General features: G+C 48.2%; 37 protein-coding genes and 2 pseudogenes. 31 read left to right on the top strand and 8 right to left on the bottom strand.

The window, feature by feature from the left end:
- The first annotated feature begins 16 nt into the window (after window positions 1-16).
- The 16 genes and pseudogenes from MKY10_RS14555 (at window position 17) to MKY10_RS14480 (ending at window position 10,732) form a co-directional block, all read left to right on the top strand.
- The gene (locus MKY10_RS14555; RefSeq protein ID WP_276353214.1) at window positions 17-454 is read left to right on the top strand and encodes a hypothetical protein; all 438 of its coding nucleotides are present in this window, start codon (window positions 17-19) and stop codon (window positions 452-454) included.
- Window positions 454-1,470 carry a hypothetical protein gene (locus MKY10_RS14550; RefSeq protein WP_339225924.1) on the top strand — a complete coding sequence of 339 codons (1,017 nt, stop codon included), beginning with the start codon at window positions 454-456 and terminating at the stop codon, window positions 1,468-1,470. The genes MKY10_RS14555 and MKY10_RS14550 overlap by 1 nt, the downstream gene beginning before the upstream one ends.
- 165 nt (window positions 1,471-1,635) lie before the next feature.
- A complete protein-coding gene (locus tag MKY10_RS14545) occupies window positions 1,636-1,800 on the top strand; it encodes a hypothetical protein (RefSeq protein WP_157670121.1) in 165 nt (54 codons plus the stop codon).
- Window positions 1,801-2,062: 262 nt separating this feature from the next.
- The gene (locus tag MKY10_RS14540) at window positions 2,063-4,120 is read left to right on the top strand and encodes a DNA polymerase (protein ID WP_339225923.1); all 2,058 of its coding nucleotides are present in this window, start codon (window positions 2,063-2,065) and stop codon (window positions 4,118-4,120) included.
- On the top strand, window positions 4,121-4,417 hold the full coding sequence (locus MKY10_RS14535) for a hypothetical protein (RefSeq protein ID WP_339225922.1): 297 nt from the start codon (window positions 4,121-4,123) through the stop codon (window positions 4,415-4,417). It begins immediately after the preceding gene.
- Window positions 4,414-5,493 (top strand): hypothetical protein, encoded by a 1,080-nt coding sequence (locus MKY10_RS14530; protein ID WP_153986719.1) that lies wholly within the window; start codon window positions 4,414-4,416, stop codon window positions 5,491-5,493. The genes MKY10_RS14535 and MKY10_RS14530 overlap by 4 nt, the downstream gene beginning before the upstream one ends.
- Window positions 5,493-5,654, top strand: coding sequence for a hypothetical protein (locus MKY10_RS14525; RefSeq protein ID WP_164965946.1), 162 nt, complete (start codon window positions 5,493-5,495; stop codon window positions 5,652-5,654). The genes MKY10_RS14530 and MKY10_RS14525 overlap by 1 nt, the downstream gene beginning before the upstream one ends.
- On the top strand, window positions 5,647-6,180 hold the full coding sequence (locus MKY10_RS14520) for a crossover junction endodeoxyribonuclease RuvC (protein WP_339225921.1): 534 nt from the start codon (window positions 5,647-5,649) through the stop codon (window positions 6,178-6,180). The genes MKY10_RS14525 and MKY10_RS14520 overlap by 8 nt, the downstream gene beginning before the upstream one ends.
- A complete protein-coding gene (locus tag MKY10_RS14515) occupies window positions 6,180-6,542 on the top strand; it encodes a DUF1523 domain-containing protein (protein WP_088030622.1) in 363 nt (120 codons plus the stop codon). The genes MKY10_RS14520 and MKY10_RS14515 overlap by 1 nt, the downstream gene beginning before the upstream one ends.
- Window positions 6,543-6,547: 5 nt before the next feature.
- Window positions 6,548-6,793, top strand: a complete 246-nt coding sequence (locus MKY10_RS14510) for a hypothetical protein (protein WP_088030621.1) — start codon at window positions 6,548-6,550, stop codon at window positions 6,791-6,793.
- A complete protein-coding gene (locus MKY10_RS14505; protein WP_025851616.1) occupies window positions 6,790-6,975 on the top strand; it encodes a hypothetical protein in 186 nt (61 codons plus the stop codon). The genes MKY10_RS14510 and MKY10_RS14505 overlap by 4 nt, the downstream gene beginning before the upstream one ends.
- A gap of 5 nt (window positions 6,976-6,980) precedes the next feature.
- Window positions 6,981-7,337 carry a class Ib ribonucleoside-diphosphate reductase assembly flavoprotein NrdI gene (gene nrdI / locus MKY10_RS14500; protein ID WP_088030620.1) on the top strand — a complete coding sequence of 119 codons (357 nt, stop codon included), beginning with the start codon at window positions 6,981-6,983 and terminating at the stop codon, window positions 7,335-7,337.
- Window positions 7,321-8,112: pseudogene (locus MKY10_RS14495) on the top strand (ribonucleotide reductase N-terminal alpha domain-containing protein); the annotation flags it as partial. The gene nrdI and the pseudogene MKY10_RS14495, both read left to right, overlap by 17 nt.
- A 154-nt stretch (window positions 8,113-8,266) precedes the next feature.
- Window positions 8,267-8,998 (top strand): NUMOD3 domain-containing DNA-binding protein, encoded by a 732-nt coding sequence (locus MKY10_RS14490; RefSeq protein WP_013351534.1) that lies wholly within the window; start codon window positions 8,267-8,269, stop codon window positions 8,996-8,998.
- Window positions 8,999-9,062: 64 nt separating this feature from the next.
- Window positions 9,063-10,376, top strand: a pseudogene (locus MKY10_RS14485) (ribonucleoside-diphosphate reductase subunit alpha); the annotation flags it as partial.
- Window positions 10,364-10,732 (top strand): hypothetical protein, encoded by a 369-nt coding sequence (locus MKY10_RS14480; RefSeq protein WP_339225920.1) that lies wholly within the window; start codon window positions 10,364-10,366, stop codon window positions 10,730-10,732. The pseudogene MKY10_RS14485 and the gene MKY10_RS14480, both read left to right, overlap by 13 nt.
- 14 nt (window positions 10,733-10,746) lie before the next feature.
- Here MKY10_RS14480 and MKY10_RS14475 read toward each other — a convergent pair whose 3' ends face one another.
- A complete protein-coding gene (locus MKY10_RS14475) occupies window positions 10,747-10,911 on the bottom strand; it encodes a helix-turn-helix domain-containing protein (protein ID WP_339225919.1) in 165 nt (54 codons plus the stop codon).
- Window positions 10,911-11,159, bottom strand: a complete 249-nt coding sequence (locus MKY10_RS14470) for a hypothetical protein (protein WP_339225918.1) — start codon at window positions 11,157-11,159, stop codon at window positions 10,911-10,913. The genes MKY10_RS14475 and MKY10_RS14470 overlap by 1 nt, the downstream gene beginning before the upstream one ends.
- Window positions 11,160-11,287: 128 nt before the next feature.
- Between MKY10_RS14470 and nrdF the strand changes: the two genes are divergently transcribed.
- The 9 genes from nrdF to MKY10_RS14425 all read left to right on the top strand — a co-directional run bounded on the left by nrdF (window position 11,288) and on the right by MKY10_RS14425 (window position 17,373).
- The gene (gene nrdF, locus MKY10_RS14465; RefSeq protein ID WP_339226494.1) at window positions 11,288-12,253 is read left to right on the top strand and encodes a class 1b ribonucleoside-diphosphate reductase subunit beta; all 966 of its coding nucleotides are present in this window, start codon (window positions 11,288-11,290) and stop codon (window positions 12,251-12,253) included.
- A 105-nt stretch (window positions 12,254-12,358) separates the two neighbouring features.
- Window positions 12,359-12,934 carry a deoxyuridine 5'-triphosphate nucleotidohydrolase gene (locus MKY10_RS14460; protein ID WP_339225917.1) on the top strand — a complete coding sequence of 192 codons (576 nt, stop codon included), beginning with the start codon at window positions 12,359-12,361 and terminating at the stop codon, window positions 12,932-12,934.
- Window positions 12,935-13,156: a hypothetical protein gene (locus MKY10_RS14455; protein ID WP_326285136.1), complete on the top strand. Its 222-nt coding sequence runs from the start codon at window positions 12,935-12,937 to the stop codon at window positions 13,154-13,156.
- The gene (gene thyX, locus MKY10_RS14450; RefSeq protein WP_339225916.1) at window positions 13,157-13,984 is read left to right on the top strand and encodes an FAD-dependent thymidylate synthase; all 828 of its coding nucleotides are present in this window, start codon (window positions 13,157-13,159) and stop codon (window positions 13,982-13,984) included.
- Window positions 13,985-14,010: 26 nt separating this feature from the next.
- On the top strand, window positions 14,011-14,574 hold the full coding sequence (locus MKY10_RS14445; RefSeq protein WP_339225914.1) for a 3D domain-containing protein: 564 nt from the start codon (window positions 14,011-14,013) through the stop codon (window positions 14,572-14,574).
- Between the two features lie 17 nt (window positions 14,575-14,591).
- On the top strand, window positions 14,592-15,029 hold the full coding sequence (locus MKY10_RS14440) for an NADAR family protein (protein WP_278072012.1): 438 nt from the start codon (window positions 14,592-14,594) through the stop codon (window positions 15,027-15,029).
- Entirely contained in the window at window positions 15,030-15,830 is an 801-nt protein-coding gene (locus MKY10_RS14435; RefSeq protein WP_339225912.1) for a hypothetical protein, read from the top strand.
- A complete protein-coding gene (locus MKY10_RS14430) occupies window positions 15,827-16,393 on the top strand; it encodes a dephospho-CoA kinase (protein ID WP_339225911.1) in 567 nt (188 codons plus the stop codon). The genes MKY10_RS14435 and MKY10_RS14430 overlap by 4 nt, the downstream gene beginning before the upstream one ends.
- The gene (locus tag MKY10_RS14425) at window positions 16,390-17,373 is read left to right on the top strand and encodes a DNA cytosine methyltransferase (RefSeq protein ID WP_339225910.1); all 984 of its coding nucleotides are present in this window, start codon (window positions 16,390-16,392) and stop codon (window positions 17,371-17,373) included. Before MKY10_RS14430 ends, MKY10_RS14425 begins: the two co-directional genes overlap by 4 nt.
- On the opposite strand, the gene MKY10_RS14420 is transcribed toward MKY10_RS14425, so the two are convergent.
- Window positions 17,346-17,726 carry a hypothetical protein gene (locus MKY10_RS14420; RefSeq protein ID WP_339225909.1) on the bottom strand — a complete coding sequence of 127 codons (381 nt, stop codon included), beginning with the start codon at window positions 17,724-17,726 and terminating at the stop codon, window positions 17,346-17,348. The two genes, MKY10_RS14425 and MKY10_RS14420, sit on opposite strands and share 28 nt — an antisense overlap.
- Before the next feature lie 95 nt (window positions 17,727-17,821).
- Between MKY10_RS14420 and MKY10_RS14415 the strand changes: the two genes are divergently transcribed.
- From MKY10_RS14415 to MKY10_RS14405, 3 genes are all read left to right on the top strand, one after another.
- A complete protein-coding gene (locus MKY10_RS14415; RefSeq protein WP_339225908.1) occupies window positions 17,822-18,190 on the top strand; it encodes a sigma factor-like helix-turn-helix DNA-binding protein in 369 nt (122 codons plus the stop codon).
- The gene (locus MKY10_RS14410; protein ID WP_339225907.1) at window positions 18,190-18,687 is read left to right on the top strand and encodes a hypothetical protein; all 498 of its coding nucleotides are present in this window, start codon (window positions 18,190-18,192) and stop codon (window positions 18,685-18,687) included. The genes MKY10_RS14415 and MKY10_RS14410 overlap by 1 nt, the downstream gene beginning before the upstream one ends.
- A 234-nt stretch (window positions 18,688-18,921) precedes the next feature.
- Complete coding sequence (locus tag MKY10_RS14405) at window positions 18,922-19,365, top strand: helix-turn-helix domain-containing protein (protein ID WP_339225906.1); 444 nt, start codon at window positions 18,922-18,924, stop codon at window positions 19,363-19,365.
- A gap of 156 nt (window positions 19,366-19,521) precedes the next feature.
- On the opposite strand, the gene MKY10_RS14400 is transcribed toward MKY10_RS14405, so the two are convergent.
- The 5 genes from MKY10_RS14400 to MKY10_RS14380 all read right to left on the bottom strand — a co-directional run bounded on the left by MKY10_RS14400 (window position 19,522) and on the right by MKY10_RS14380 (window position 23,481).
- Window positions 19,522-19,704, bottom strand: a complete 183-nt coding sequence (locus MKY10_RS14400) for a hypothetical protein (protein WP_268402162.1) — start codon at window positions 19,702-19,704, stop codon at window positions 19,522-19,524.
- Window positions 19,705-19,814: 110 nt separating this feature from the next.
- A complete protein-coding gene (locus MKY10_RS14395; RefSeq protein WP_339225905.1) occupies window positions 19,815-20,252 on the bottom strand; it encodes a hypothetical protein in 438 nt (145 codons plus the stop codon).
- A 105-nt stretch (window positions 20,253-20,357) separates the two neighbouring features.
- Window positions 20,358-20,561, bottom strand: a complete 204-nt coding sequence (locus tag MKY10_RS14390; protein WP_339225904.1) for a hypothetical protein — start codon at window positions 20,559-20,561, stop codon at window positions 20,358-20,360.
- A gap of 362 nt (window positions 20,562-20,923) precedes the next feature.
- Complete coding sequence (locus MKY10_RS14385) at window positions 20,924-22,693, bottom strand: right-handed parallel beta-helix repeat-containing protein (protein WP_339225903.1); 1,770 nt, start codon at window positions 22,691-22,693, stop codon at window positions 20,924-20,926.
- Window positions 22,693-23,481 (bottom strand): poly-gamma-glutamate hydrolase family protein, encoded by a 789-nt coding sequence (locus tag MKY10_RS14380; protein ID WP_339225902.1) that lies wholly within the window; start codon window positions 23,479-23,481, stop codon window positions 22,693-22,695. The genes MKY10_RS14385 and MKY10_RS14380 overlap by 1 nt, the downstream gene beginning before the upstream one ends.
- A 133-nt stretch (window positions 23,482-23,614) precedes the next feature.
- On the opposite strand from MKY10_RS14380, the gene MKY10_RS14375 reads away from it, so the two are divergent.
- The 3 genes from MKY10_RS14375 (at window position 23,615) to MKY10_RS14365 (ending at window position 25,738) form a co-directional block, all read left to right on the top strand.
- Window positions 23,615-23,836, top strand: a complete 222-nt coding sequence (locus MKY10_RS14375; RefSeq protein WP_168781806.1) for a helix-turn-helix domain-containing protein — start codon at window positions 23,615-23,617, stop codon at window positions 23,834-23,836.
- A gap of 99 nt (window positions 23,837-23,935) precedes the next feature.
- Window positions 23,936-24,958 carry a glycosyltransferase family 2 protein gene (locus MKY10_RS14370; protein ID WP_339225901.1) on the top strand — a complete coding sequence of 341 codons (1,023 nt, stop codon included), beginning with the start codon at window positions 23,936-23,938 and terminating at the stop codon, window positions 24,956-24,958.
- Window positions 24,959-25,573: 615 nt separating this feature from the next.
- The gene (locus MKY10_RS14365) at window positions 25,574-25,738 is read left to right on the top strand and encodes a hypothetical protein (protein ID WP_339225900.1); all 165 of its coding nucleotides are present in this window, start codon (window positions 25,574-25,576) and stop codon (window positions 25,736-25,738) included.
- The last annotated feature ends 151 nt before the right edge of the window (window positions 25,739-25,889 follow it).

Raw genomic sequence — 25,889 nt, 5'->3', positions numbered from 1 at the left:
AAAAGGAGGCGCTCATATGGCGCATAAAACAGAAGATACCGGCAAGTATTCGGAACTGATCGCTCGTGCTGCGCTGCTGGCTAGCGGCTGGCAGGCGGTCAGTACGTCCGAAACGGAAGAGGCGTTCGATATTAGCGCGAAAGATCCGTTAAGCGGCGAGTGGAAAACGTTCCAGGTGAAGACGATTATCGTACGTGAAAAGCGCGGCGGCAAGCGTATCGTCCAGGCGCGGAAGAACGACGGCACACCTTATACGCTTGATGAGGTCGATTATTTTATCGGCGTCGAGGTCGGCACGGGTCCGGCGCCCGCCGTTTGGATGTTCGAGAATCGCGAGCTAACCGAATATTGGGGGCCGCAGTCGAAGGAAGGCAAGCGGTGGGTACGGATGGACTTGGCGTTCAGTCGCGAAGACGTAGAGTTTACGGAAATTAACGAAGCGGAGGCGGTATGATGGCGAAATTAGAAGGCGTTAAGACTCTCGATATGGTGAACGGTGAAATTACGAAGGTTGCGTATGGCGGTGCGGAATATGTGAAGACGGATAGCCCCGTTCAGGAAGGCGACATATTCCTATTAACGGAAGGACATCTCGTAATCGGTGGCGATACTGGAGCGTTTTACATGGCGAATAAACGTCCTAGCGGTGGTATCGAAATCCCAACGATGTATAAAGGGAACGCTTCAGCCGTCCAAAAGAATGGTAACGGTATCGCTTTCCGCAAAGTCGCCTCCGCAACCAATCCGTCCGTAGAAGAACGCGTAGCAAAGGCGGAAGGCGAAATCGAATCGTTAAAATCCGACGTGGCTGCGTTGAAGGGTGAAGCGGAATATGAGCGTATCGCCAAAAGCGAAGCGCAGGTGGGCGATTTCGTTAAGTTCGACGATCCGCCGAGCTATCTAACCGATAAGGAATATTACGAAATTAAAGAATTTGATGACGGAGACCCCGTAATTATTGACGATGATAACGATGAATATGACACCTACACTGACAATTTCGAAGTCTACCGCAAAGTCAGCGCCTCAAGCGTAGAGACCGAGCCGAAGCCTGAGCGTCTGAAGGTCGGTGATTATGCGAAGGTGGTTGGGAATTCGAATGGTTTTAGTGAAACGGGGAGCATCGTCAAGATTACAGTGGATGACGGTTCCGAATGCCCGTTTAAGATTACGTTTTTAAATGGAGAGTACGCCGGATGGTGTAGAGAAGAATCCCTCGTCCGCGCCACTGACGAAGAAGTAGCCGAAGCTAAACGCGCGGCGAAATGGGCGGAAATCGGACGCGAGGTTGGCGAGTATAAGGTCGGTGATGTTGTTCGCTACGACTACGGAGATAACGAGATTTGCGAAGTTGTGGACGATACCGAAGATGGTCGCGTAGGGGTTCAAACGAAGGATTACGGAATTTGCAGAGAAAAACCGGATACCCTGCGCCTGATCACGCCAGTCGAGGCGCGCTTTGACCGCTAAGCCGGCCGCCGTCTGCGCCAATTGCAACGCTAACCTCTACGAAGGGCGATCCGCCATTTACGATTCGCTCTTCGAGGTATATGCGTGCGACGCGGCGTGTTGGTCGGAGTGGTATGCGGAAATCGAAGCGGAATATAAACGAAGATGGACGGGGGCGGTCGATTTATGAATCGGAAAAAAGAACGCGCGCTATCTTATGCGCTCGGGATATCAATCGCATTCTCAGCGGGTCATGGCGCAAATGAATCGCCTTGGGCAACGTTGCCTATCGCGGCTATCGCTGTCATTGCGTTCGGTATTATGACCGTAGCAGATACAATCGAAAAGTAACCCGCAATTACTTCGCGAGGAAGGAGGACGACGGATGGAAGGCTTACGGTTAAACTTGAACGCGCTGAAGCCGGCTGCGCCGAAAACGGACGCGGTCCAGGCGACGGCCAAGCGGAAGGCGAAAGCCAAAACCGCCGAGCCGATCGAGGAAAGCTGGCGTAAGATATTCGCGATGAAGCTATCGGATGCCGACCGCAACCGGCTAACCGAAGTCAAGGCGGCCATGGATGCGGGCAAACTAGCGCGTGATCCGGCTGACTGCGTGAACAAGGCCGGCAATCCTAAAGCGTTCAGCAAGGCGGAGGCGCTCCGGCTATGGAAGACACTACAGGAAGCCCAGCGCGAAGAAACCTTGCGGCAGATGGTCGAGAACACGCCGGATAATTACGAATTAATTACGACTGAAGAACAATTTCAGGCGCTGACTAAGGCGTTAAATAACGAAACAATAATCGCAGTTGATACCGAGACAACCGGCGTAGATGTTTATACGGACGTAATCGTGGGGCTTTCGCTGACATTGCCAAACGCTGACTGGCACGTTTATATACCGGTAGAGCACGTTGATTGCGAGCAGCTAAGTCGCGAATATGTACTCGAAGGGCTGGCGCCTGTATTTAACGACGAATCAATCGGCAAGGTTTTACACAACGCGATATTCGATATTGCGATGCTTCGCCGGCATGGATTCGACCTTAAAGGCGTCGTTTGGGATACGATGACCGCGATGCATTTACTTAATGAAAACGAAGACGATCGTACGCTGGGCGGAGTTGGATCATTTAAATTAAAAGACTTGGCGCCTAAATATCTAAAAACACCGGCGGACACATTTGATGCTCTATTCGGAAAGAACACGCAATTTAAAGAAGTACCTTTAGATATAGCGTTAGTTTACGCAGCGAAGGATACGGAATTAACGTGGAAGTTGTACGAATTTCAGCGTTATCACATGGCGAAAATACCGACGATTTTGGACTATTATCAAACCGTTGAAGTTCCGTTACTGTACGTAATCGTCGATTTAGAAGCTAATGGCTATATTCTCGACTTGGATTTTGCGAAAGAATACGGAGAAAAGCTTCATAAGCGCGCGGAAGAGTTGCGTAAGGAATTAGTCGCAGAGTTGACGCCGTTCCATGAAGGAGACGAACCGATAAATCTAAACTCGACCCATCAGATGCGGCCCGCACTTTCGAAGGCGATCGGCAAGGAGCTACCGAATATGGACGCGAAGAAAACACTCAAGCCGCTGAAAGACGACCTCGAGATCATCGCTAAACTTCTCGAGTATAAAAATATCGTTAAGCTAAGCGGCACGTACATTGATACGCTACCTACAAAGCAGAATCCGACAACTGAGCGTTGGCATTCGCGGTTCAATCCGATGGGAACCGTTACGGGACGGTTCAGCTCCGGTAAGGACGAAGAGGATAAAACGCAGCAAGGGTTTAACGTGCAAAATCAGCCGCAAGAAGCACGTCCAATGTTCGGTCCTCCTCCCGGAAAGGTGCTAGTAGGCGCCGACTTTAAAGCGCAGGAAATACGATGCGTGGCGTATTTATCGGGTGAGCCAGTACTGATAAACGCTTTTTTAGCAGAGCGAGATCCCTACGCTACGATGGCATCGAACTTTTATAAGCGTCCGTACGAGGAAGTTTACAAAAACCCTGACGGTTCTGATACGAAAGAGCGTAAGCGAATGAAAGTTGCTTGGCTTGCGACATTGTACGGTATGAGCGATTATTCACTCGCGGATATGCTAGGCGTTAGTAAGAAAGAAGCTACCGAGTTCAAGGAGGAGCTATTCGGAAGTATGCCGGATTTATCGGCGTGGCTTAAAGAGAACGAAGAATTTGTGCGTAAGAACGGATATGTATGGGCGGACTTAAAAGCGCGTAAACGCCGGCTGCCTGATGCGAAATTACCGCGCAAAAACATTCCGTACGGAAAATGGAATGACCCGAAATATGAAGACGCAAGAAAGCATAACTCGCGGATTAATCGCGCATTGAGACAAGCGACAAATGCCCGCGTGCAGGGATCGTCGTCTATTCAAACGAAAGTCACGATGATTAAAGCGCACGAGTATTGCGCTAACAAACCGGGATGGGCGCTGTGGTCAACGGTGCATGACGAACTAATTTTCGAAGTTCCGGAAGATTTTACGTGGGAAGAAGCGCAAGAAATTCGCGATATCATGCTTAACTCGTACCGTTGGGGAGACGTTGTGCCAAACGGTACGGATATCGAAGTCATGCGCAAATGGGGCGAAGGCGTGCCCGTAGAAGAATGGTTTAAAAATAAGGAGGCGGTTTAATTGGTTAAATTGACGATTGAACAACTGGAAGATATGGCGTTTGAGGGCGGAATTGATATCGACGATGTGACCTATACAGTCGTAGAGGAAAGCGGATGGGAGTACGATCACAAGTACCAAAGTAAAACCGTTATTTTCACCGATGGAAATAAACATTATCGCGGAGAAATTGGCAGATCCGGATCTGAATGGACTGACTGGACGTATGACAGCGAAATTTACGGAGCCGACGATCCGGCCGAAATTACCGAAGTAGAAAAACGCGAAGTCGTAGTAACAGAGTGGGTGGCAGTTTGACGAACGCAAACGCACGATCAGCCGCAAATTCACTGCGCGCCCATTTAGCGCCGCAACAAACCGAGGAACAAGAATTCGCTCAGTTTATCGCGCAAGAGTTTAACGATATGCTATACGAATTCCATAAACATCCACAGCCTTATGACGAGTTAATGGACGCTGAATTACACGAGCAATATGCGCGGATTTTACGCGAGCAGGCAGAGCCGGGTTATTTCAGTTGGAAGAAGGCACCGGACGGAACGCCGCGGCCTGCATTTTCGCCGAGCGGAGCGAGTAAATCGGAGCGTGAATTATACGAGAAAGCGCGTAAGGCAATGCGTGATCCACAAGCACCTACGCCAAACCAACGAAACTGGACGGCACTCGGCTCGCAGGTCGGCGATTATATTCAGCGTGAGGTATTACTTGCCGAACGTCATTATAAAAGGTTGACGGGTTTAAAGCCGAAGTTTCGTTTTGAACGGACAGCCCGAGGTGAGCCGAAGTTCGAGCATTTCGTTAAGGTAATGCACGAAGTTGAACACAACGGAGAAAAGTTTGCTCTAAACGGGTTACCAGACGGAATCTTAATCTACACCGCAGATGATGGCCGAGAGTACCGCGTAGGACTCGAGGTAAAGTCGTTTCAAAAAAGCTACTCGGAGTTTAAGAGGAAGGATAAACCGAAGTCGAGCCACGTAGATCAGACGATTTGTTACTCGGAAATGTACGACCTAGATTACTACATCGTCCTTTACCATCTGACGTACGGCGTAAAGTGGGACCAAGACCTTAACCGCAATAAAACGTTTGGAATCTTTATTACGCAAGAGGATCGTGAGAAGACGTTTGATAAGTTCGCCAACGTAGCTAAGGCGGTCAGACTTTCGCAAGTGCCTTCGTTGGATCTGTTCGAGTGGGATTATTACGAATACAAACGCTCGACTGCGCTAGCTTTGACTGACGAGGAACTTGCCGATTTATATTCGTTGAAGAGTCGGATGCTTAGATCGCGATTACCAGACTGGAAAAAACAGCGATTAGTAGATGCGCTAGAGTTTATCGAAAAAGTACGCAAAGGGGAGGCGGTTTGATGGCGAGGTTTATTCTTTACACGTTAATTGCGGTATTGTTATCGACTCTCGTTACCTTTTTGATATCGCTAATTAATCCGGAGGTAAGCGCTACACTATCGGTTCCTATCTCCCTTATTTTAGGGCTCATCGCAGGGTGGAAGGCGGTATTAGATGACTAGCACCAAGCCTATCCGCATTCTAGCGTTAGATATATCGACTAATCCCGGCTTCGCGGTCCTCGAAGTCAAACGGCTGAAGTCAGGTCCGCGCGTGAATCTCGTACACGTAACGTCTGTAAGCACGACGAGCCAGTCGCCGGACAGTCACCGGTATTCCTATATCGAGGCAGCGGCAACGATGGTTCTGCACGAACACGGACCGTTCGACGTTGTTGTCCGGGAGCATTACACGAAAGGGCGCAATAGGCGATCGACCCAAACGGTGTTTGGTGCGTGGGCCGTCATCGACTTAGCGCTTGGTAAATACGGCTATAAGGCGGATGTGGAGATCACGCCGACAACGGTTAAAAAGGACGTAACCGGAAAAGGCAGCGCATCAAAAGACGAAGTAGAGGCGGGAGTACGGCGGATACTTTCGCTCCCGGCCGACTTTACATTTCGGACAGATGACGAATCAGATGCGGTGGCGATTGGGCTTTCGTATCTTGTCCGCGAGAAGATTATAAAACCGGGGGAGGCGGAATGATGGAGCGCTTAATTAAATGGGTAACTATCGCGGTAATCGCATTGTTCGTATTTGTTTTCGTGGTAGCAGCGCCGGCGTATACGATTGCGTCTTACCATAACGAAAACACTTACGTAATAAAGGTGACGGACAAAGAAACGAAAACGTCTGACGATTCCTCGAAGTATCTGATTTTCGGAGATGACGAGAAAGGTAACGCAAAAGTGTTCGAAAATACCGACGCGATATTTGCGCGGAAGTTTAATTCCAGCGATCTGTACGCGGAGATCGAAATCGGTAAGACGTACGAATTCAAGACGGTCGGCTTCCGTATTCCGTTCATGTCGAGCTACGAAAATATAATGACGGTAAAGGAGAAGTGATGCGAATGTTTAAGCGGAGATTAATCGAAACGCTTTCGTGGATACTTACAATCGCAACGTTTTTTCTATTAGTCAGATTTCTGATATGGGCGATAGAATCTCCCGTAGCAAAAGCGATCTTTACGATTGCGGCCGTATTCGGCCTGCTTCTCGTCGGGCTTTACGGAATCGTCCGTTTTGTCCTATGGCTGATCGTCGAACCATACCGCGCATATAAACGCGAGCGCGAAACGGAGGGAACGGCCGAATGATTCACGGAGCAACTGACGAAGGTTTGCGAAATATGAGACGCTGGCTTAACGAAAAACTGATCGAAAGTGATACCGCCATCAGCTTCCACGACCGGAAACTAATCGAGGAGCGTATCGAGCGAGAACGGACACAGGCGCGTCTGGACGAAGTTGAGGCGGAAATTGAGAGACGGAAGGGGTAGATCGGATGCTGATCGCTTACTATTCGCTGACAGGCAACGTCCGCCGATTCGTCGCTAAGACCGGTCTGGCCGCCGTCGAAATTAAGCCGGGCCTGATGCTCGCCGAGCCGTTCGTATGCGTGACCGGTACGTACGGCTTCGGTCAGGTTGCCGGCACGGTTTCGGATTTCCTCGCGGATAACAGCGACTATCTTGCGGGCGTGGCTGCGTCGGGGAACCGCAATTGGGGCGATAATTACGCAAAGGCGGCCGATGTGATTGAGGCGCAATACGGCGTGCCGATAGTCGGGCGCTTTGAATTAGCGGGCACGGACGCAGATGTACGACAATTTATCGAGAGGGTGAATGCGCTTGACGAATAAACATGCAAGCTATATCGAACTTAATAACGAAATTATGATACAGAAGGACGGCCGGTTCCAATTCGAAAAGGATATCGAAGCCGTCCGCGCTTATTTTATCGACTACGTAAATCAAAACACCGTATTTTTCCACGACCTTCGCGAAAAGCTCGACTACCTACGCGATAACGATTACTACGAAACCGAATTTCTCGACGCCTATACGTTCGATGAAATCAAGGCGGTCTATCAGGCGGCCTATGCGCACAAATTCCGATTCCCTTCGTTCATGAGCGCGTTCAAATTCTACAACGACTATGCGCTTAAGACGAACGATGGCAAAAAGATTCTCGAACGCTACGAAGATCGCGCTTCTATTGTTGCGTTGTTCTTTGCGGGAGGAGACGCAACCAAGGCGATCGAGTACGTAAATCTTATGATGCGTCAGGAATATCAACCGTCAACGCCGACGTTCTTAAATGCCGGCCGGAAACGTCGGGGCGAATTAGTTTCGTGTTTTTTGCTCGAAGTAGGCGACTCGTTGAATGACATCGAAAGAGCCGTCGGGATCTCGATGCAGCTATCGAAAGTAGGCGGAGGCGTGTCGTTGAATTTATCGAAGATCCGTGCGAAAGGCGAGGCGATCAAAGACGTAGAGAACGCGACGAAGGGCGTAGTCGGCGTTATGAAGCTGCTCGATAATGCGTTCCGTTACGCAGATCAGATGGGTCAGCGGCAGGGCTCCGGCGCAGCGTACCTTAACGTATTCCATGCGGACATTAACGATTTTCTCGATTAAATGGTAGTCGCCTATCCAAGCGATTGGGTAGTGAAAACCTTGTGAACGCATGCAAAAGCGGTGTCCTCATTAGAGGGCTAACGGGGGAACCTCAGCACGTAAAGGTGGTGGCAATCCCGTGCCAAGCCGAGCACTAAAGGAGGTGAAAAAAGTGAAGGCTGTTTATAAAATCACGAACGTAAAGAATGGAAAGGTTTATATCGGAAGTAGTTCCGATTCTGACAAAAGAAAGAGGGATCATTTTAACTTACTCAGAAGAGGCGTACACCACAACCGCCCTCTGCAAGAGGAATATAATTCGTTCGGAGAAAAAGCTTTTGAGTTTGAAGTACTACAGAGCTTCGAGGAAATTGATCGCCATGAATTGTTTGAAGCAGAGCAATATTGGATAGACAGGTCCGACGAATCTCTAAGATACAACTTATATTGCAATGCATTTGGTATGTCTTATGAAGGTGATAAGAATCCCATGTTTGGCCGAACGCATAGCGAGGGTGTAAAGAAAAAACTATCTGAAATAAATTCAGGAGAAAACAATCCATGGTATAACAACGCGGAGCACATGGAGAAGATGCGCAGTAAAATAACTAAACGCTTTGATGGGCGAAAGCACACGAAAGAAACGAGACTAAAAATGTCAGAGGCGCACAAGGGGCGGAAAAAATCAGATGATGAGCGCTTAAAGCTACGTTTGAACAACGGTAATAAAGCAGGAATTTATATAGACGGTGTTTTTTATTACTCAATGTCAGAGGCTAGCCGGCAGTTAGGAATAAGCCGAACGACTATAACAAGTCGCGTGAACAACCCAAGATTCGAAAACTATTATAGGTGCTCGGAAGGTGTAGAGACTAATAGTAAGCCGGAGATTAGCACCGGTTGAAGCGCAAGGCGTCTCACGTAGACGAAGATATAGTCCAGTCCTTGTAGAAATACAGGGGTAACTGACCAAAAAAATCTCGGCCGATGAAGACGTACGCGTCAAAACGTTATCGATCGGCGTTGTCATTCCGGATAAATTCATCGAGTTAGCGCGAGAAGATCGGCCGGCTTACGTTTTCTATCCGCACACCGTCTATAAAGCGTATGGCCAACACTTAGACGAAATGGATATCGGAGAGATGTACGATAAGCTCGTTGATAATCCGTCCGTACGTAAGGAAAAGATCAATCCGCGGAAGCTTCTCGAAAAGCTTGCCGTGTTGCGATCCGAATCGGGATATCCGTACATCATGTTCGAAGGAAACGTTAACGCACCGCATGCGAACAATCACATTTCGAAGGTTAAGTTCTCGAACCTCTGTAGCGAAGTGCTTCAGGCGTCGCAGGTATCGGAATACACCGACTATGGCGAACCGGACGAAATCGGCCTCGATATTTCGTGTAACCTCGGCTCGCTAAACGTTGCAAACGTAATGAAAAACGGCGACTTCGAAACGATCGTTAAGCTGTCCGTTGATGCTCTAACGCGAGTCTCGGAAACTTCGAATATCAAGAATGCGCCGGCTGTTGCGCGAGCTAACCGCGAGATGCGTTCGATTGGACTCGGCGCGATGAATCTACACGGCTATCTAGCGCAAAACGGTATCGCTTATGAATCGGAAGAAGCGCGCGATTTCGCTAACGTATTCTTCGCGTTGGTGAATTATTGGTCGCTTGTCCGGTCAATGGAACTAGCGAAAGGAACCGGCAGTACCTACGAAGGCTTCGAGGAATCAACGTATGCTAGCGGTGAGTATTTCCGCAAATACGTTCAAAAAGAGTTTGCGCCTAAAACAGAGAAAGTAGCGAAACTATTCGAAGGTATCGAAATACCGAAATGGACGCAATGGTTAGCATTATCGCAGGACATTCGTAAATACGGCCTATACCATTCGTACAGACTTGCGATTGCGCCAACGGGATCTATTTCGTATGTCCAGTCGGCTACGGCGTCGGTCATGCCGATTATGGAGCGCATCGAGGAGCGTACGTACGGTAATTCGAAGACGTATTATCCTATGCCGGGGTTGTCGCCGCAGAATTGGTTCTTCTACAAGGAAGCGTACGACATGAATATGTTTAAGGTCGTCGATATGATCGCAACGATTCAGCAACACGTCGACCAAGGCATTTCGTTTACGCTGTTCTTGAAGGATACGATGACGACGCGCGATCTGAATCGGATTGACTTATACGCTCATCATCGGGGAATCAAGACGTTGTATTATGCGCGGACGAAGGATACGGGTCAGGAAGGTTGCTTATCATGCGCAGTATAACTAAGGATGACATAATGCAAGGGACAATAAAAGCGTATGTTAATCGCAAAGAAGAATCCGTCAAAGTAGTAATAAATGACGAATTCGAAGTAATGGTTAGACATACGACCGACGGAATAGCCGCTAAGAGATTGATAAGTAGGGGAGATTTTAATTTAAAGGACGTTAAGCCTTTTCATGTGGATGATAACACAAAATTAATAAGGCAAGAGCTTAAGCGGCTTTCCGAACAAATAGGGGCGATTTATGAGAATGCGGAGAGAATACCTGGTTTCTTCATGTATAGCAAAGAAGTTGAAAGAAAAACAGATAAGATCGCGTATGAAATCATTAATATTCAAACAAGCGGAATCTAATGAAACGGATTAATTTACAGTTTTTTAGGGTTCGGCTGATCTTTATAGATAATCCACGTCTTACCAATCTTTTTACATTCAATTTTGTTATTAGCGCAGAGATTTTTTATATAACCGGGTGAAAGCCCCCATAATTCGGAGGCTTCATCTACACCCATTATTTTATCTAGCACAGACATTATTGATAGTACACTCCAATTCCATAAATCTTACTAATGTGTTTAATAGAACTTTTATAATACGGTTCCTGATGTCCATTATCCCACTGAACTATCCAAAAGTCACCCCAAATTTCAGAAGTTTCAGTGATGATAGTTCCTGTTTTTGCTGGTGAGTTCTCACTTTGACCTGGACCGTCTATACTGATTACTTTTTTACCAACCATTTCACTTACGTATTTACCAGGGAACTTAATTATTTTAGCCAATTTGAATTCCTCCTTATAATGTGCGTTATCGCATCTATTGTTTATAATATATCATGTGCGTTATCGCATGTAAAGGGGAATTATATAACTTTTTTCGGGAGGACGAATAATTGACGAACGCAAACGCAATCCACACGGCGGCCGATTGGTCGCGCCACGAAGACGACTTTACACAAATGTTCTACGCGCAGAACGTTAAGCAATTCTGGCTTCCGGAAGAGATTTCGCTAAATGGCGATCTCTTAACGTGGAAGTCGTTGAGTCCTACCGAGCAACTCGTATACATGCGCGATCTTGCGGGCCTAACGCTTCTGGATACCGAACAAGGCAACGAAGGCATGCCGGCTATCGCGCAACACATCGACGGTCATCAACGTAAAGCCGTCCTTAATTTCATGGCGATGATGGAGAACGCTGTCCATGCGAAATCCTATTCGAATATTTTCATGACGCTCGCGCCTACCGAAACAATTAACGAGGTTTTCGAATGGGTTAAGACCAATCCGTACCTGCAGCGGAAGGCGGCGCGTATCGTCGGCTTGTACAACGCGATTGAACCCGGCGATGATATTTCGCTGTATAAGGCGCTGGTTGCTTCGGTATATCTCGAAAGCTTTTTGTTCTACAGCGGCTTTTACTATCCGTTATATTTCGCGGGTCAAGGCAAGCTCACGAACTCTGGCGAAATTATATCGCTTATTATTCGCGATGAAGCGATCCACGGCGTTTATACCGGCTTGCTCGCGCAGGAAATTTATAACCGCCAGGCTTATAGCGTTCAGTTAGAATTACGCGACTTTGCGGTCGATTTGCTAACGGAGTTATACGAAAACGAGGTCGCATATGCCGAGGATCTTTACGATACGGTCGGCTTAACGCACGATGTTAAACGGTTCATGCGCTATAACGCGAATAAAGCGCTGCAAAACCTCGCGTTTGATCCGTATTTCGAGGACGAAACGCCGAATCCGATCGTAATGAACGGACTAAGTACGAAGACGAAATCGCACGACTTCTTTTCGCAGAAGGGTAACGGCTATAAGAAGGCGACGGTCGAGGCGCTTAAAGATTCGGATTTTTATTTCGAGGAATAAGCGTCCGGTCTCCGAACTTTATACGCATCTATTTATGAAGGCGTTGTGCCAAACGGAAAGTTGATACGCAGTTATATATGAGGACGTTACGAAGGAGGAAACGAAATGAACGTAAATATAAAACGCTTATCACCGGACGCTCAAACGCCGACCTACGCACACGCAACGGACGCAGGTTTCGATCTAGTCGCGGTGGCCGACGTAATTATCGAACCGGGCGCTACCGCGTGTGTGCCGACAGGCTTGGCGTTCGAGATTCCGGAAGGCTTTGAAATGCAGATTCGACCGCGATCCGGCATTACGTTGAAAACTAAATTGCGCGTGCAGCTCGGTACTGTAGATTGCGGGTATACGGGAGAAGTCGGAGTGATTGTCGATAATATAGCGCCATTAAATACGGAACTACCTTCCGACTACGGTCCGGTGATGATTTCGGGTGATATTTACCGGATGACCGGCGACTTACCGAAGTTTTCGTACATCATCCGCAAAGGCGATCGTATCGCGCAAGCGTTAATCAAGCCGGTCGAGCAGGCGGTGTTTACGGAAGTTGATGCGCTCGGCGATAGCGATCGAGGTGCGGGCGGTTTTGGGAGTAGCGGTGTTATTGCGGAGTCTTACGAAAAAGCTAACGAAAGAAACGGCGGCGTGCTAGAGAGACTGGCGAAGGAAGACGCTTAGATGACGCAAATATATGCGTGTTTTCTAAACGGTAAGCTGTACGGATGCGGCGACATCGAGTATATGAACGACCTATTTCGCGATTACGTTGTTAACTGTGAGATGTACGGAAAAGACGATTGCACATTTCGAATAACTACGAAGGAGAAAGCTCGCAGATTATTAATTAACGAAACTATTTGCGAAAACGGCGAAGCATTAAAACGATTGGAGGACGAATAAATGGCGGAAACCAAAATGAACATACAGCTAATCGCACATACGCAATTGAGTGAAAAATTTCGAAGCCAATTCGACTATGAACTACGTGGCGGATATGACGGAGACCAGCCGTATTATTTAAATTCGTTAGAGGAACTTGAAGCAACCGACGGTCAAGCGGTCGCCCTAACCGCAATCAGAACGTGCTACAGCGCCAACAAGCCGACCGAAATCGTCGCAAAGGAAGGCGCCAAGTATTTCGGCTCCAAAGCGTCAGATGGCGGCGAAGGCACGGACGCCGACCGGCTATTCCGACATATCTTCGCGTCCAAACACACGTCGACCCTCGAACACCTAACGTTCACCTTTGCGATTGAAGGCGTCAGCCGAGCGTTATTGGCGCAGCTTACACGCCATCGCGTCGGATTTAGCTTCAGCGTCCAGTCACAGCGCTACGTACGAATGGGAAGCGATGATAAGATCGGCGGGTTCGATTACGTGGTTCCGGAAAAGGTTAAGACCTGCACGAAAGAATTAGATTTATTCGGAGGAGGCGACGCCCTGTTTAACGCGAGAGAGATATTCGAAAATGCTCTACGTGATATACAGGATGCTTACGATTACTTGCGTGAAGTGGGCGTACCTGCAGAAGATGCTCGCGCCGTCCTACCGAACGCAGCCGCAACCAATCTCGTAATGACTGCGAATCTGACCGCGTTACTTTCGTTTTATTCTAAGCGGAAACCCGGAAAAGGAGCGCAAAAAGAGATCACCGAACTGGCAGAAGCGCTAAGACGCGAAGTGGTCGCCGTTGAGCCATGGACTTCGCAGTTTTTCGAGGAGGTGTAAGCATCGGTATACTAACGAATCTAGCGATGTCAACGCAATTACTTACGAACCCGACCGCCAAGCCGCCGGAGCCACCACCGCCAAACCCTCCGCGCATCACCGAAGACGAGGCGGCGCTGCAAAAGGCGGAAGCTGAGGCGAAAAAGAAAGACGCACGCATCAAGGCGCTTGAAGACGAAGTGGCAGCGTTAAAGGCGGAGGTCAAAGCGAAGCCCAAGGCGCGACCTAACGAAAGCATTAACGAAAATTCAAACGCGAAGGTACCCGCGAAGCAAAGCCCATGGCAAACGTTCGAGGCATCGGCTTATACGGCGGATTGCCCCGAAGGATGCAGCGGCGTAACAGCGACCGGCATAGACGTTACGGGAACGATCTTCCACGCCGGCAAGCGCATTATAGCGGTCGATCCGTCAGTGATTGCATTGGGCTCGACGGTTGAAATAAAGCAGGCGGACGGCACGACGTTTGAAGCCGTGGCGCAAGATACGGGCTCGGCGATTAAGGGCGCCAAGATTGACGTATTAGTTGCGCGAGAAGCCGACGCGGTACAGTTCGGACGGCAGTCGGTGCAGGTTCGCGTAATAAATTAACGGGAGGGCGATCGGATATGAACAAAATAGATGAGTTTCGCGGAAAGTTTTATTTTCTTAGTAACTTCTATTCAGCACCGGTGACATACGAAGGCATTACGTATCAAAATAATGAAGCAGCCTTTCAAGCGATGAAAGTACTGTCTAATGATATACGGAAACAATTCGCGGAACTTCCTCCGAATCACGCGAAGAGAAAGGGGCGTAACGTAAAGCTGCGCGACGATTGGGAGTCCGTCAAAGAGCAATACATGTATGAAATAGTGTCAGCGAAATTCAGACAAAACGAGGTTCTTCGAAAGCGTCTTCTCGATACTGGATCGTGTGAACTGATCGAGGGGAACACGTGGGGTGACGTTATATGGGGCGTATGTAGAGGACGAGGACAGAATAAACTCGGCAAGATTCTAATGCGTGTGAGAAGTGAATTAAAAGACGAAAAGGAGGCGGAATAAATGACGGAAACTAACGCTAAAATCCACGTACTGGCTGACGAAACACTTGGCGGCATCAAGCGCGAATACGTAGAGGTCGATCGGAAGGCGAAGGTCGACGAGAAGATCGTAATTGTAGACGCTGACGTTCGAGAAGAGAAACCATATAGTGACGGAGATATTTTCGACATAGAAAACAGCGGTTCTAGTTGCGTAAGGACAACGTGTGATCGATACCTGCTTAATGAGGAATACCACGTACTCGAACCGACTGACATCGTCCACATTGGCGGTCAGCGCTACGAATTAACCGACCGCAAGGCGGAAGTTGGCGAGAAGGTTATCGTTGTAGATGACGATGATTCTTCGGAGGAGTTCGGAAGCTTCCGAATTGGTGAGGTAGGTACGGTTGAAAGTTATTCGTCGGATGATATGTTATACGGTTTATACGCTAATGTGCGAGTGTCAGACGGAAGAGATGTTCCGTTATATTTACAGGAATACCGCGTACTCGTCCCGGTCGAAGCCGACGAACCGCAGCCAGCCGATCTAATCGATGTCGTCGCAAACTTAGCGAAAGAAGTTGCGGAATTAAAACGGGAAAATAACGAGCGAGACGACGCAATCAAAAAGATTCTTTCCGGTATGTACGACAAAACTAAACGCCTTGAAAACGAAATCGACACGCTGCACAAAGACAACCGAACGCTCGGCGAAGAATTGGAACGGTTGAAGGAAAGTACGTCCGGAGTTAAAGGCGAAAAGTTATTTACCGCGGACGAATTGGCGGCAATTATCGAAAGGTTGTTGATGCGCCCATGAAACTCGCCCTAACCGCACCGTTACGCGCAGGCAAGTCGGAAGCCGCCGGTTATTTATCGCTACATTACGATTTCCATCCGTTCGCATTCGGCGACGAACTTAAAGCCGCCTTCCATCGCGCTTTCCCTTCCGTACCCGAAAAGCCGAAGCCGCGCGCGTATTATCAAAAGTTCGGCCAGTGGGTGCGAGAAGCATTCGGCGAAGACGTTTGGGTTAACGCTTTGATGCCGAAGGTGGACGCTTACCTGGCGCGGCATACTTGCGACTGTGGTTGCGGCCTAGCGCCGATGCTAAAGAACCGCGTACTGATCGAAGACTGCCGGCAGTCAAACGAATACGCCCGACTGCGCTCCGAAGGTTTTACGCTAATACGCATCACGGCGCCGGAAGACCTACGGATTGAACGCGCGAGAAAAGCCGGCGATGACTTCGACTTGGCGGCGTTGAAGCATCCGACCGAGCTTGCGTTGCTGGATTTCGAAGTTGACTACGAAATTACAAACGACGGAACGATCGATGAATTATACGCGAAACTGGATGCGTTGATGGAGGCGATACTATGACGGTATTTAACGTAACACCGCAACAGCCGGCAAACGGACTTGAGGTATTCGAATTATTCTGTGGAGGAGGACTTGGCGCAATCGGATTCAAGGCGGCAGGCTACGACATTGTGAAGGCGTTAGACTTCGATAAGAACGCCGTTAAAGCTTACCGCCATAACTTCGGAGATCACGTTGAGCAGGCGGATATAAACGCAGTAGATATCGACAGCTTACCGGACACAGACGTTATTTTCGGCGGACCTCCGTGCCAGGACTTCTCGGTTGCGGGTAAAGGCGCTGGCGCTGATGGAGAGCGTGGTAAATTAGTATGGCGTTATCTCGAAATCATTGCGGCAAAGCAGCCGAAAGCCTTCGTATTCGAAAACGTTAAGGGGTTGATATCGAAGCGCCACCGACCTACCTTCGATGCGCTTATCGAGAAATTTAACGAAATAGGTTACGAGATTAGTTGGCAAGTAGTAAACGCGTGGCATTACGGAGTAGCGCAGAAGCGTGAGCGCGTGTTTATCGTTGGAATACGGAAAGACCTCGGCTTCACCTTCGAGTTTCCGAATCCGTTAGAAGGCGATTATCAGACGCGAGTATTGCGGGATGTTATCGGAGATTTGCCAGAAACTATTGAGAACCACCACCCTAAGCCGTTGAGTGTGAGAGTGAGGTCTCGAATGAATTCAGGCGGATATGAAACGTATTTCAAAAAGCATCCGATGGGTCAGTTAAAGTTGCCTGGGTACACCATTACTTCCCATTACGCCAAAGGAGCACCCGATGGTCTAGTCGATATCAAACCTGAGCCGCGACGTTTCACCGTTCGCGAATGTCTCCGAATCCAATCTGCGCCTGACACTTACGTTCTGCCGGACGATATTTCCTTATCGGCGCAATATCGGATCGTTGGGAACGGAATTGCTTCGCGCGTTTCGTGGTATATCGGAAGGGCGCTTGCGGATCAACTACGACTCAACTCGAAAGCATAAACGCCTTCAGGATACGCCATATACGCCTGTTTGGCGGCTGCACCTTCGCCGACCATGTAGAAGCGCAACGGTAAATCTTCTTCGCGGAATCCTGCGGTTTGTAGCACTTTACTGGCGGACTTATTATACGAACGCTTATCGAACTTGAACGGTTCGACGTCAGCTTTTACGTTCTCGGGCTTTGCGCAAACAAGCCGGCGCGATTCCTCGTCGTATCCAAGCGTTAGATAAAACGGCGCTTTGTTAGGAAGTCCGATAACATTACGAGCACCAGACGATATGTAAATTCTTCTTTGCGAATCAAGCGTTATATATGCGTCGTTATTCTGCGCTGATATCCAATTAATTACCACGGAAACCACCTCGATTATACATTATACGGAAATTATATTCGCTTTCAGGGCGAAAGTCAAACGATAAGGGGGCGATTGTTATAGGAACGGTAAAGGTGGATCTACACCGAAAGGAACGCGAATTCGACGCAGCCTATGCGCTCGATAACGCAGAAGGCGTTAAGCTATTACTCGCCGATTATCAGAAGTTCGTCAGTCGCAAGCGTTGCGGAGATTACGACGCGGCTACGATTCTTATCGACATTCACAAGGCGCTTGATCTAGCGAATTTAACGGACCGCCAGCGCCAGGCGATCGAGCTCGTTTACTTCGGCGAACTAACGCAAGCAGAGGCGGGCGAACGCATGGGCGTCGGACAGGATACGATATCGAGACACATTGACGCGGCAGCCGATAAGCTTACGGACATTTATTATTACTGGGCGAGCCATGGCGAAGGCTACGCGATTAGGGGGACGTATTAATGGATAAAGCGTTATTGCACGAAACGATCACGGAACTATATAAGCGTACAAAAGCCGGTGAACTATCGCGCCTGGAACGTATTGAAGAAATTACGGCTCTGTCCGACGCCTACTACGATTCAATTGGCGAGCATCCCGATACCTTTGCGTTGGAACGTATGGCGAATCTCGAACTTTACGAAGAATTATCCGATCGTCATCCGGATAAAATGACGCGCGAAGAATACCCGTTCATGAGTGAGTCGCAACTTGACGAGCGCTATAAAAAAGAGGCTTCGGATAAATTTGCGGAAGAATACGACCAAACGGGGCGCAATCGTGCCGAACCGAAGCGTCGGTCGTTATCGACCTACGAATCTATTTTCGTTGATGCGCGCGCTAAATCGCTCAACAAGCAACGCCGAAAGCGCTACAACGATTTTATCAACGGACGTACGGACGGCCAGTTTACGGTCAATATCGCAACAGGCGAAAGGGTAGAGCATACGGGCGCATAGGCGCCTTTTTATTTATATATTTACGGAGGTGCGACCGGATGCAAAACGGTTATTATTACTGCTATTCTGCGAATCTATACGAATTCCTGCGCGACCATAACCAACGATATATCTGCGTAGGCTTGAACGAAAATACTTTACGGAAGTTTTGGCAATATGCGCGTACGCCCGAACTCGATCGTTTATTGACGGAGTGGCAGCGCCGCAAGCCGGCTTAAGTCGAATATTATTTAAGTGGAGGACGATTATATGAGCGATAAAGCGAAGGCTCTGCCGTTTGATGCTGCGGCGGGCTATACGGGCATTCCTAACGTTATTCTTACGCATTATCAATACTTTCCGAAACTAAACGGTAACGCCGTGTTGGTATACGCGTTTCTGCTGAAGTTTTATAACGCGGACTATGGCTACGCCTTTCCGACGCAAGAACAGGCGGCTAGGGCGCTGGCCATGAGCGATTCAACGTATCGTAACGCGGTCAAAACGCTAGTCCAGGCGCAGCTAATACAGACGGTAGAGAACGGAGGCGGCGCGAAGAACCTCGTCTATTATTTCCGAAAGCCGATCGAAGACGAAGCCGAGTTTTTTCGCATGTTTCCGGAGGCTGCCGAGAATAAACGGAAGCAGGACGCGATATGGTCGAATATAGGTGCGAAAAGGAAAGCGCGCGTGGTATAATTTTACTATATCGGAGGTGAAGCGAATGGGAGAACTAAAACCAGGCGGATTTCCGCAACGATACGGGATGCCGCGAGGAGCTAGTCCGTTAGAAAGTATCGTTAGAGGAGCATAAAACGAAAAAGGACGCCCATTAAGGCGTCTTTCTTTTTGCGTTTAAATATTCTTTTTCATTCCGCAACGTCGGCATTCGCGTAAAAACTTCCCGTGCTTAACTGAACTTTTAAATAACGTATAGTCGCAATTATCGCAACGTCCTGCGCGTACGTCCGGCATTTCCTTGTATTCGTACGTTATACTCGTATCGTATCCTTTTGTTTCGTAGTCTTTCGTTTCCATCGCTTCAACCTCCGTATAGAACGATTATACCACGAAATTAAAACGAAAGAGCCGCCTTAACGCCGATCAGGTACGCTAGTACCCCGTAGCTTAAAACGGCTCAAACACGCTTATTTCACGTTGAAACGCGTTGACTCAAAAGTCCCGATATAATGGCGCTTGCCCGAATCCGTATAACAATCGACCTGGATCACGTAACTGCCAGCGCCAGTTTTACCGCGAATAGACTTCACGCTAAACGATTTTAGTGGCGTTGCGGTCTTAAAGCTTCCGCGCTGCACCAAGCCCGTATCGGTCAGCCCGCCACCTGAGCGCTTTTTATATACGCCGGCCGTGTAATAAAGCGTGGCCGCGCCTTTCTTTTCGGTTTTCCAATCGACCGACTTTGCGCTGCTTATATACGTAGTCGCATCCGTATAAACGCGCGCTTTATGTCCGAACTTTTCCGCCTGCCATCCCGACCAGGCTGCGTCTGCTTGCGGTGCCAAAGCGATAGTACTCGTCAATAAAGCCGCAGTGATTACGATTGATTTAAATAAACGTTTCATACGATTTCCTCCTCGACCTGCAGGCGCGATCCACACGTAGGGCAACACGCGTCAGGTTTAATTTCTACGTCAAGTCTTGCGTAATTACATTCGTTACAAGCGTATTCAATCATCGTTCGTAGCCTCCGTTTCGACTTCGATCCGATAGCCGAAATATTGTAGCATCGAATTGATCCCAATTTGGTAAGCGCGCCCACAACGACCGAAATTGGCGGCGGGGCGCTCGTATAGATCGAGGATCTGCGCTTCCTGCTGCGGTGTAAGTGCCGGTGTCTCCGACCATATTTTGCGAATCATAAGCTGCTTCATACCGTTATCGCCTCCGTTTGAGTGCGACGACCAGGCCCGCGATTGCAACGATCAGGGCCGCCGCCGTAATTACGATTGATAAAGCCGTTATCATGGCGTGCTCGCCTCCTTGTGTTTTCGTTTTTGATACGGTACTATAGGAGACACGGGGAGGACTCTCACATCTATCCCCGTATCAACGTTTCTGGCGCTAGTCGTTTTTGCGATTAGCGTTTTTTGCGTTAACGCAGGCGGTTGCCAAATTCGTTAGTGCAATGACGAAGTTTACTATCGCCGTTATAATTAGTACCGTGTCCGCGTTCAATTCGTTTTTCCCTCCTTTCTATAACTCTATTATGCGCTAGCGCATAGGAAATGTCAAGTTAAATCGGAATATTTTGATATTCTACGTCAGTTTTGTTCAGCGCAAGATTGCCGGATATTTTATTTCCGATAACTCGCGAATTAATAGATTCGGCGGTCTTTATCGGATTGTACAGTGCGAAAGAATTAACGGAGTACACGACGTTTTCCTTTACGAGAGCACCATCTGTGTTTTTCGTTTGGATACCGTAACCGCCGGAAGATGTTCGATTAAACGTTACGTCATTACCGGATATTTCGTGGTTTTTGCCGCCGATGACATAAATCGGTATTAGACACTTCGCGTTGGTGATATCGTTACCTTTAATGCGTACAGTGCGTCCCTCAGCGCTTTCTCCGTTAATTGCCATGTTAGTCGGCTCAGGTATGCGGTTTCCTTTGATAAATACATCGCTACCTTTATCGAAAAATATTGCGTAGGACACCGCGCTTGGAGGATACTCAGTAAGATCGACGTCATTATCGATTAGTTTTGCGGAAGACCTTGTAATTACGGCGCCTTGTTTACTACGTTTGATCTTATTGGACTCGGCAATAACGTTGTCAGAATCGATAATCTCTATCGCGGTAATATCCGAACCATTCAGCTTATTATTCTCGAAAGTCACATCGCTAGAATTACGGGCGCAGCAATGTTTTCCGGTAGTGTGGTGGACGGTATTGTCCGAGAATTGCACGTTCTTGGCTTCGAAGGTAGCTAACGCGATTCCGTCTGCGCTGAGTTCCGTAATCGTATTACCGGAAACTGTAACATCTGCCCCGCGGACGTCGATTCCGCTGCTGAAGCCTTTTATCGTATTTCCGGTAATCGTTGCGTTGTTTCCGTTAAATCCGGCTGATACGCCGAGCCCGGTAATCGCGGTATATTTCTTGTCTTTACGAACCAGCGTATTATTCGCGATCACTGTATCGGTGCCGTAGCCGTAGGAGATCGAGTTATCCGAATGATTCCCGTCAATAACGACCTCATAACCACTGAAGTTACACACCGACTGCGCCACGTTGCCCGCGAAAGTATTATTCGTTATCTTTACGTTGCGCGGTTCTTCGTAATCAATGTCGCCTTCACCGTAACCCTCAATATCTATACCAAACATCGGCTTGCATCCGTCGTTGATACCTGCGTTAGTAATTTCGTTATCATGAATCTTAACGTCCTCGCCGCCCGTAACCGATATGTTATTGCGGCGCGATCCGTCTAACTTGCAGTTCTTAATCGTTATATTGCGAGCAGGGCGGTAAGTCGTCCAGGAAACGTTAAGCATGCCTTGCGCGTTAACCATAATACAGTCGCCTGTACAGTCGGCAATATCAACGCCTTCAATTACGACATTCCTAGCGCCGTGTATGTTTATACCGTAACCCCATTCGTGCGTTTTCTTCTTTTCGAAATCGCCGTGACCGGTAAAATCGTGCTGATAACGTTCGCCTCGGATCTTGCCGCCTCTGAGCGTTACATTTTCGACCTCACCGATATAGAAACACGTATAACCGAAAGATCCATTCGGCGCGACTCGGAATTCGGCTTCCGGATGCAAATTCAGCGTCATATTGGACGGTACGATAATACCGGCATGTTCTTCCGGCTTTAATGCGGATTCTTTGTTAACACCGTTGATCAAATAAATACCGCGCGGAATATCTATCTCGCAAATGCCCGCCTCTGATGCGTCCTTAAGCGCCTGATTAAAGCCTGCCGTAGTCGCAGCCGCCTCAGTTCCATCGCAACAAATACCGTACTTTTCGACTTCCAACGTATATCGCATCATTATTCGTTACCTCCAACGTTATAATTTTCGTTAATAAAGGCCGACAGCAACCCGGTAAACTTATAGAACGTCGCGGTTTCGGTTCCAGCGCGTCCAGTAAGCGAGAACGTTCCGAACATGCTTTTCCGCAAACCGGTGCTGAGTTCCAGCTGCAGACTTTCGCCGGTTACGCACTTATTCGCTATGTTCGCAGCACTGGCGCCCGCAAAGCGATGCCCTTCGCCTACGAGTTCGGCACTAAAGCCAGCGGCATTCAAGCGGTCAACTAGCGCCTGGCCGCGTATAGGATCGGTGCCGCCTACGATAATATGCTCGGCGCTGTCGCTATAACCGTGGAGCGATATAACGCGTTGGTGGTGCGTAACTAAAGCAAGCGCGGTTGGTTCGTCGAAGTGAGTGCTCGTGATGTGGAGGTCGGAGCCGCCTGGCGTCTTAAGCGATTCGAAAAGATACGTTGAATAATCGTTACTAAGTTCGCGAGCAAGTTCGCTGGTGCCACCTTCAATACTGCCGCCGTGTGGCGCGAGTATCAATACAGGCGTGGCGCGGTCGGTCGCGAATATATTGTAGTTTGTAGCAGGTTCATTAGCTTGGAGTTCGGCAAAGTTACGGTAAACATCGGTGGCTTGCGCGGTGAATGCGGATAACATTGCGCATATAATAAACGCTGTGATATACTGGAAGTGCTTCGCTCGATTCGGACGGCGCAGCTTTGCTTTGGTCGGTGGGGCTGCGCCTCCGTTTCGTTCTAAAATCGCCTTATTCAGTTTTTGTGGTACGTTAATCATTTCGTTACCCCTCTCGGATTTTTATTAACGAGGGCCCTTCGTTACTCTAAACTATACGCTAGCGTATAGACTACGTCAACAGTAATTGCGGAAAAATATTCTCTGGCGTATAATTAGAGCAGAGGTGATCGAAATGAAACTTACGGTAAAACCTCGTCTTGGCGAGCTGCTTTCGAAGTTAGGGTGGTCGCAATCCGAATTATCACGGAGATCCGGCGTATCTCAATCGTCGATTTCTCGGTTTGATAATTCCGAAAGGCATTACGATTGGCATGTCGCATCGATAATGAAAGCAACCGGAGCCAAATACGAAGAATTATTCGAAGTAAAAGAAACGGAAGAGGACGCTGAATAAATCGGCGTCTTTTTTTTCGTCTTGAAATTCGGTTTTGATTTGGTATAATTATCCTATCGATACCAGTTCGGGAATTCCCGAACCGAAAGGGTGGACGAAATGACTCCGAAAATGAGCGTTATTATACCGGTATACAACGGCGAAAAGTACCTGCGCGACTGTTTAGATAGTGTGCTCGGACAGACGCTGAAGAATATCGAAGTTTTGATCGTAGATGACGGCTCGACCGATTCAACGCGCAGTATTTTACGATACTACGAAGCCATTGACGAACGTGTCAAGCCGATCTATCAGGCGAATCAAGGACCGGCTACGGCTCGCAACAATGCGCTTAAACAAGCGCGTGGCGAATACGTTGCGTTTATCGATGCTGACGATTGGATCGAACGAGAGACATACGCGACCATGTACGAAGCCGCCGTCGAAAACAACGCCGATATTGTGTTTACGGATATCTGCTGGGATTACGAAGATACAACGAAAAGCTATACGAAAAGTTATCGCGCAATAGCAAATACGCCGTTAGACCGTGACGCGATAAAGGCGGAGATACTGACGGACTTTTTGTATAACGGCTCATATGGCGGCGTATGGAAGGTAATCCGCAAAAGTTTAATAGATACGTATGGTCTAACGTTTCCTGACGGCAAGTATCTCGGCGAAGATTGGCTGTTTAATATGGACGCGTTTACGTATTGTCAGACGGCTTATTATATCGATAAACCGTTGTATCATTACCGGCAAATAAACGACGAGAGTTTGATGCGCAAATATAACCCGCAGCTATTCGATTCGTACATAAACGGCAATACGCTGGAGACGTACGCGAAACGGTGGGGTTTATACGACGAAAAGGTTGCGGTTGATCTGGCGCGGCGGAAGTGTTATATCGCGGTGAACGGATGTATACAGAACGAATTTAAGCCGGGTTGTGACAAAGGCCTGCGTGAAAAGTTAGCGTTGATTACGGACATAGTTGAGCATCCGAACGTAGGGAAGGCGGTGGAGATAGCGTTGCAGCACGAGGAAAGTTTGGCGCGACGTATGTACCTGGCGATGCTTAAGCGGAAGGCGGTTTTCGGGCTATTTCTGGCGGGAAAAATACTGTCGATGCGGTCATAGGCGGATTTGTCCGGTGATTTTTACTGGATCATACAGCGATTTTTACTGGACGTTCCAGTGATTTTCACTGCGTATAAAGACTTACTATATATACTTACTTATAAAGACTTACTTAAATAATAGCGCCACTATTCGCTTACGCTCATTAGCGGACGCAGATATTAATTACTTAGTACCTTTATCGCGATTAGAATTTAATAATACAAAGAGAAGCCAAATTACGTTGTCCGGTGATTTTTACTGGATGAAAATAATTTGGTTTTTTATTTGAAAACTATACATGTTTTTGCCCTTTAGTTGTCTATACGTTATGAACCGAAATTCGAGTTTTACAGTATGTACGGTAAAGGACGCCACCCCTACGGAATAACAACGGGCACTAGCCGCAACTTGGCGTCCTTTTAATACATATTGCGGCGGTATATCAAACGGAGGTGTTCGCGTGTATATACAAACCAGAGAAATGCCGGAGGATCAAAAAGATTTTCTACGGAAGAAATTCGATGAGCTCCTCGAACGTAATAGTAGCCTATGTATAACTTGCAATAAAGACGAATACAACGAAGTAGTGGTGCAGATAGAATTCCGTTATTTTCAACCGAATGGCATTCGCGAGTGAAGTACGTAGTATTTAGCGATTCTATTATCGATCCGGCGCTGTGCTCATACGCCACCTACGAGGAAGCGCTCGCGGATCTTAATGAGCGCGAAAAAGACGATTACTGGGACGAAACGGACATATACATTTGCGAGATCATAAACGTTAGAAAAGCGAAATAAGCGCGCCACAGCCGTTTTAATCCATTTGGAGGGTATTTACTTCGCTCGTTAACATACGGGCAAATCACGCATATATATATAATGCGGTTCAATCCGTGCGAATCCCGAACACGTTAAATAAAACGGGAATATGCTCCAGTCCGCGAAAGCA

Origin of the sequence: Bacillus sp. FSL P4-0290 (genome assembly GCF_037975435.1) — a bacterium.
Taxonomy (GTDB): domain Bacteria; phylum Bacillota; class Bacilli; order Bacillales; family Bacillaceae; genus Bacillus; species Bacillus subtilis.
This window is presented reverse-complemented; position numbering and strand designations above follow the sequence as displayed.

Coding starts and splice junctions, on each gene's coding strand:
- MKY10_RS14525 (WP_164965946.1), top strand. CDS start 5,493: ATGGCGAGGTTTATTCTTTACACGTTAATTGCGGTATTGTTATCGACT.
- MKY10_RS14440 (WP_278072012.1), top strand. CDS start 14,592: ATGAACAAAATAGATGAGTTTCGCGGAAAGTTTTATTTTCTTAGTAAC.
- MKY10_RS14475 (WP_339225919.1), bottom strand. CDS start 10,911: ATGTCTGTGCTAGATAAAATAATGGGTGTAGATGAAGCCTCCGAATTA.
- MKY10_RS14425 (WP_339225910.1), top strand. CDS start 16,390: ATGACGGTATTTAACGTAACACCGCAACAGCCGGCAAACGGACTTGAG.
- MKY10_RS14385 (WP_339225903.1), bottom strand. CDS start 22,693: ATGATGCGATATACGTTGGAAGTCGAAAAGTACGGTATTTGTTGCGAT.
- thyX (WP_339225916.1), top strand. CDS start 13,157: ATGGCGGAAACCAAAATGAACATACAGCTAATCGCACATACGCAATTG.
- MKY10_RS14505 (WP_025851616.1), top strand. CDS start 6,790: ATGATTCACGGAGCAACTGACGAAGGTTTGCGAAATATGAGACGCTGG.
- MKY10_RS14550 (WP_339225924.1), top strand. CDS start 454: ATGGCGAAATTAGAAGGCGTTAAGACTCTCGATATGGTGAACGGTGAA.
- MKY10_RS14380 (WP_339225902.1), bottom strand. CDS start 23,481: ATGATTAACGTACCACAAAAACTGAATAAGGCGATTTTAGAACGAAAC.
- MKY10_RS14515 (WP_088030622.1), top strand. CDS start 6,180: ATGGAGCGCTTAATTAAATGGGTAACTATCGCGGTAATCGCATTGTTC.
- MKY10_RS14410 (WP_339225907.1), top strand. CDS start 18,190: ATGGATAAAGCGTTATTGCACGAAACGATCACGGAACTATATAAGCGT.
- MKY10_RS14555 (WP_276353214.1), top strand. CDS start 17: ATGGCGCATAAAACAGAAGATACCGGCAAGTATTCGGAACTGATCGCT.
- MKY10_RS14445 (WP_339225914.1), top strand. CDS start 14,011: ATGTCAACGCAATTACTTACGAACCCGACCGCCAAGCCGCCGGAGCCA.
- MKY10_RS14370 (WP_339225901.1), top strand. CDS start 23,936: ATGACTCCGAAAATGAGCGTTATTATACCGGTATACAACGGCGAAAAG.
- MKY10_RS14510 (WP_088030621.1), top strand. CDS start 6,548: ATGTTTAAGCGGAGATTAATCGAAACGCTTTCGTGGATACTTACAATC.
- MKY10_RS14395 (WP_339225905.1), bottom strand. CDS start 20,252: ATGAAACGTTTATTTAAATCAATCGTAATCACTGCGGCTTTATTGACG.
- MKY10_RS14400 (WP_268402162.1), bottom strand. CDS start 19,704: ATGGAAACGAAAGACTACGAAACAAAAGGATACGATACGAGTATAACG.
- MKY10_RS14435 (WP_339225912.1), top strand. CDS start 15,030: ATGACGGAAACTAACGCTAAAATCCACGTACTGGCTGACGAAACACTT.
- MKY10_RS14455 (WP_326285136.1), top strand. CDS start 12,935: ATGACGCAAATATATGCGTGTTTTCTAAACGGTAAGCTGTACGGATGC.
- MKY10_RS14460 (WP_339225917.1), top strand. CDS start 12,359: ATGAACGTAAATATAAAACGCTTATCACCGGACGCTCAAACGCCGACC.
- MKY10_RS14545 (WP_157670121.1), top strand. CDS start 1,636: ATGAATCGGAAAAAAGAACGCGCGCTATCTTATGCGCTCGGGATATCA.
- nrdI (WP_088030620.1), top strand. CDS start 6,981: ATGCTGATCGCTTACTATTCGCTGACAGGCAACGTCCGCCGATTCGTC.
- MKY10_RS14390 (WP_339225904.1), bottom strand. CDS start 20,561: ATGAAGCAGCTTATGATTCGCAAAATATGGTCGGAGACACCGGCACTT.
- MKY10_RS14375 (WP_168781806.1), top strand. CDS start 23,615: ATGAAACTTACGGTAAAACCTCGTCTTGGCGAGCTGCTTTCGAAGTTA.
- MKY10_RS14430 (WP_339225911.1), top strand. CDS start 15,827: ATGAAACTCGCCCTAACCGCACCGTTACGCGCAGGCAAGTCGGAAGCC.
- MKY10_RS14480 (WP_339225920.1), top strand. CDS start 10,364: ATGCGCAGTATAACTAAGGATGACATAATGCAAGGGACAATAAAAGCG.
- MKY10_RS14520 (WP_339225921.1), top strand. CDS start 5,647: ATGACTAGCACCAAGCCTATCCGCATTCTAGCGTTAGATATATCGACT.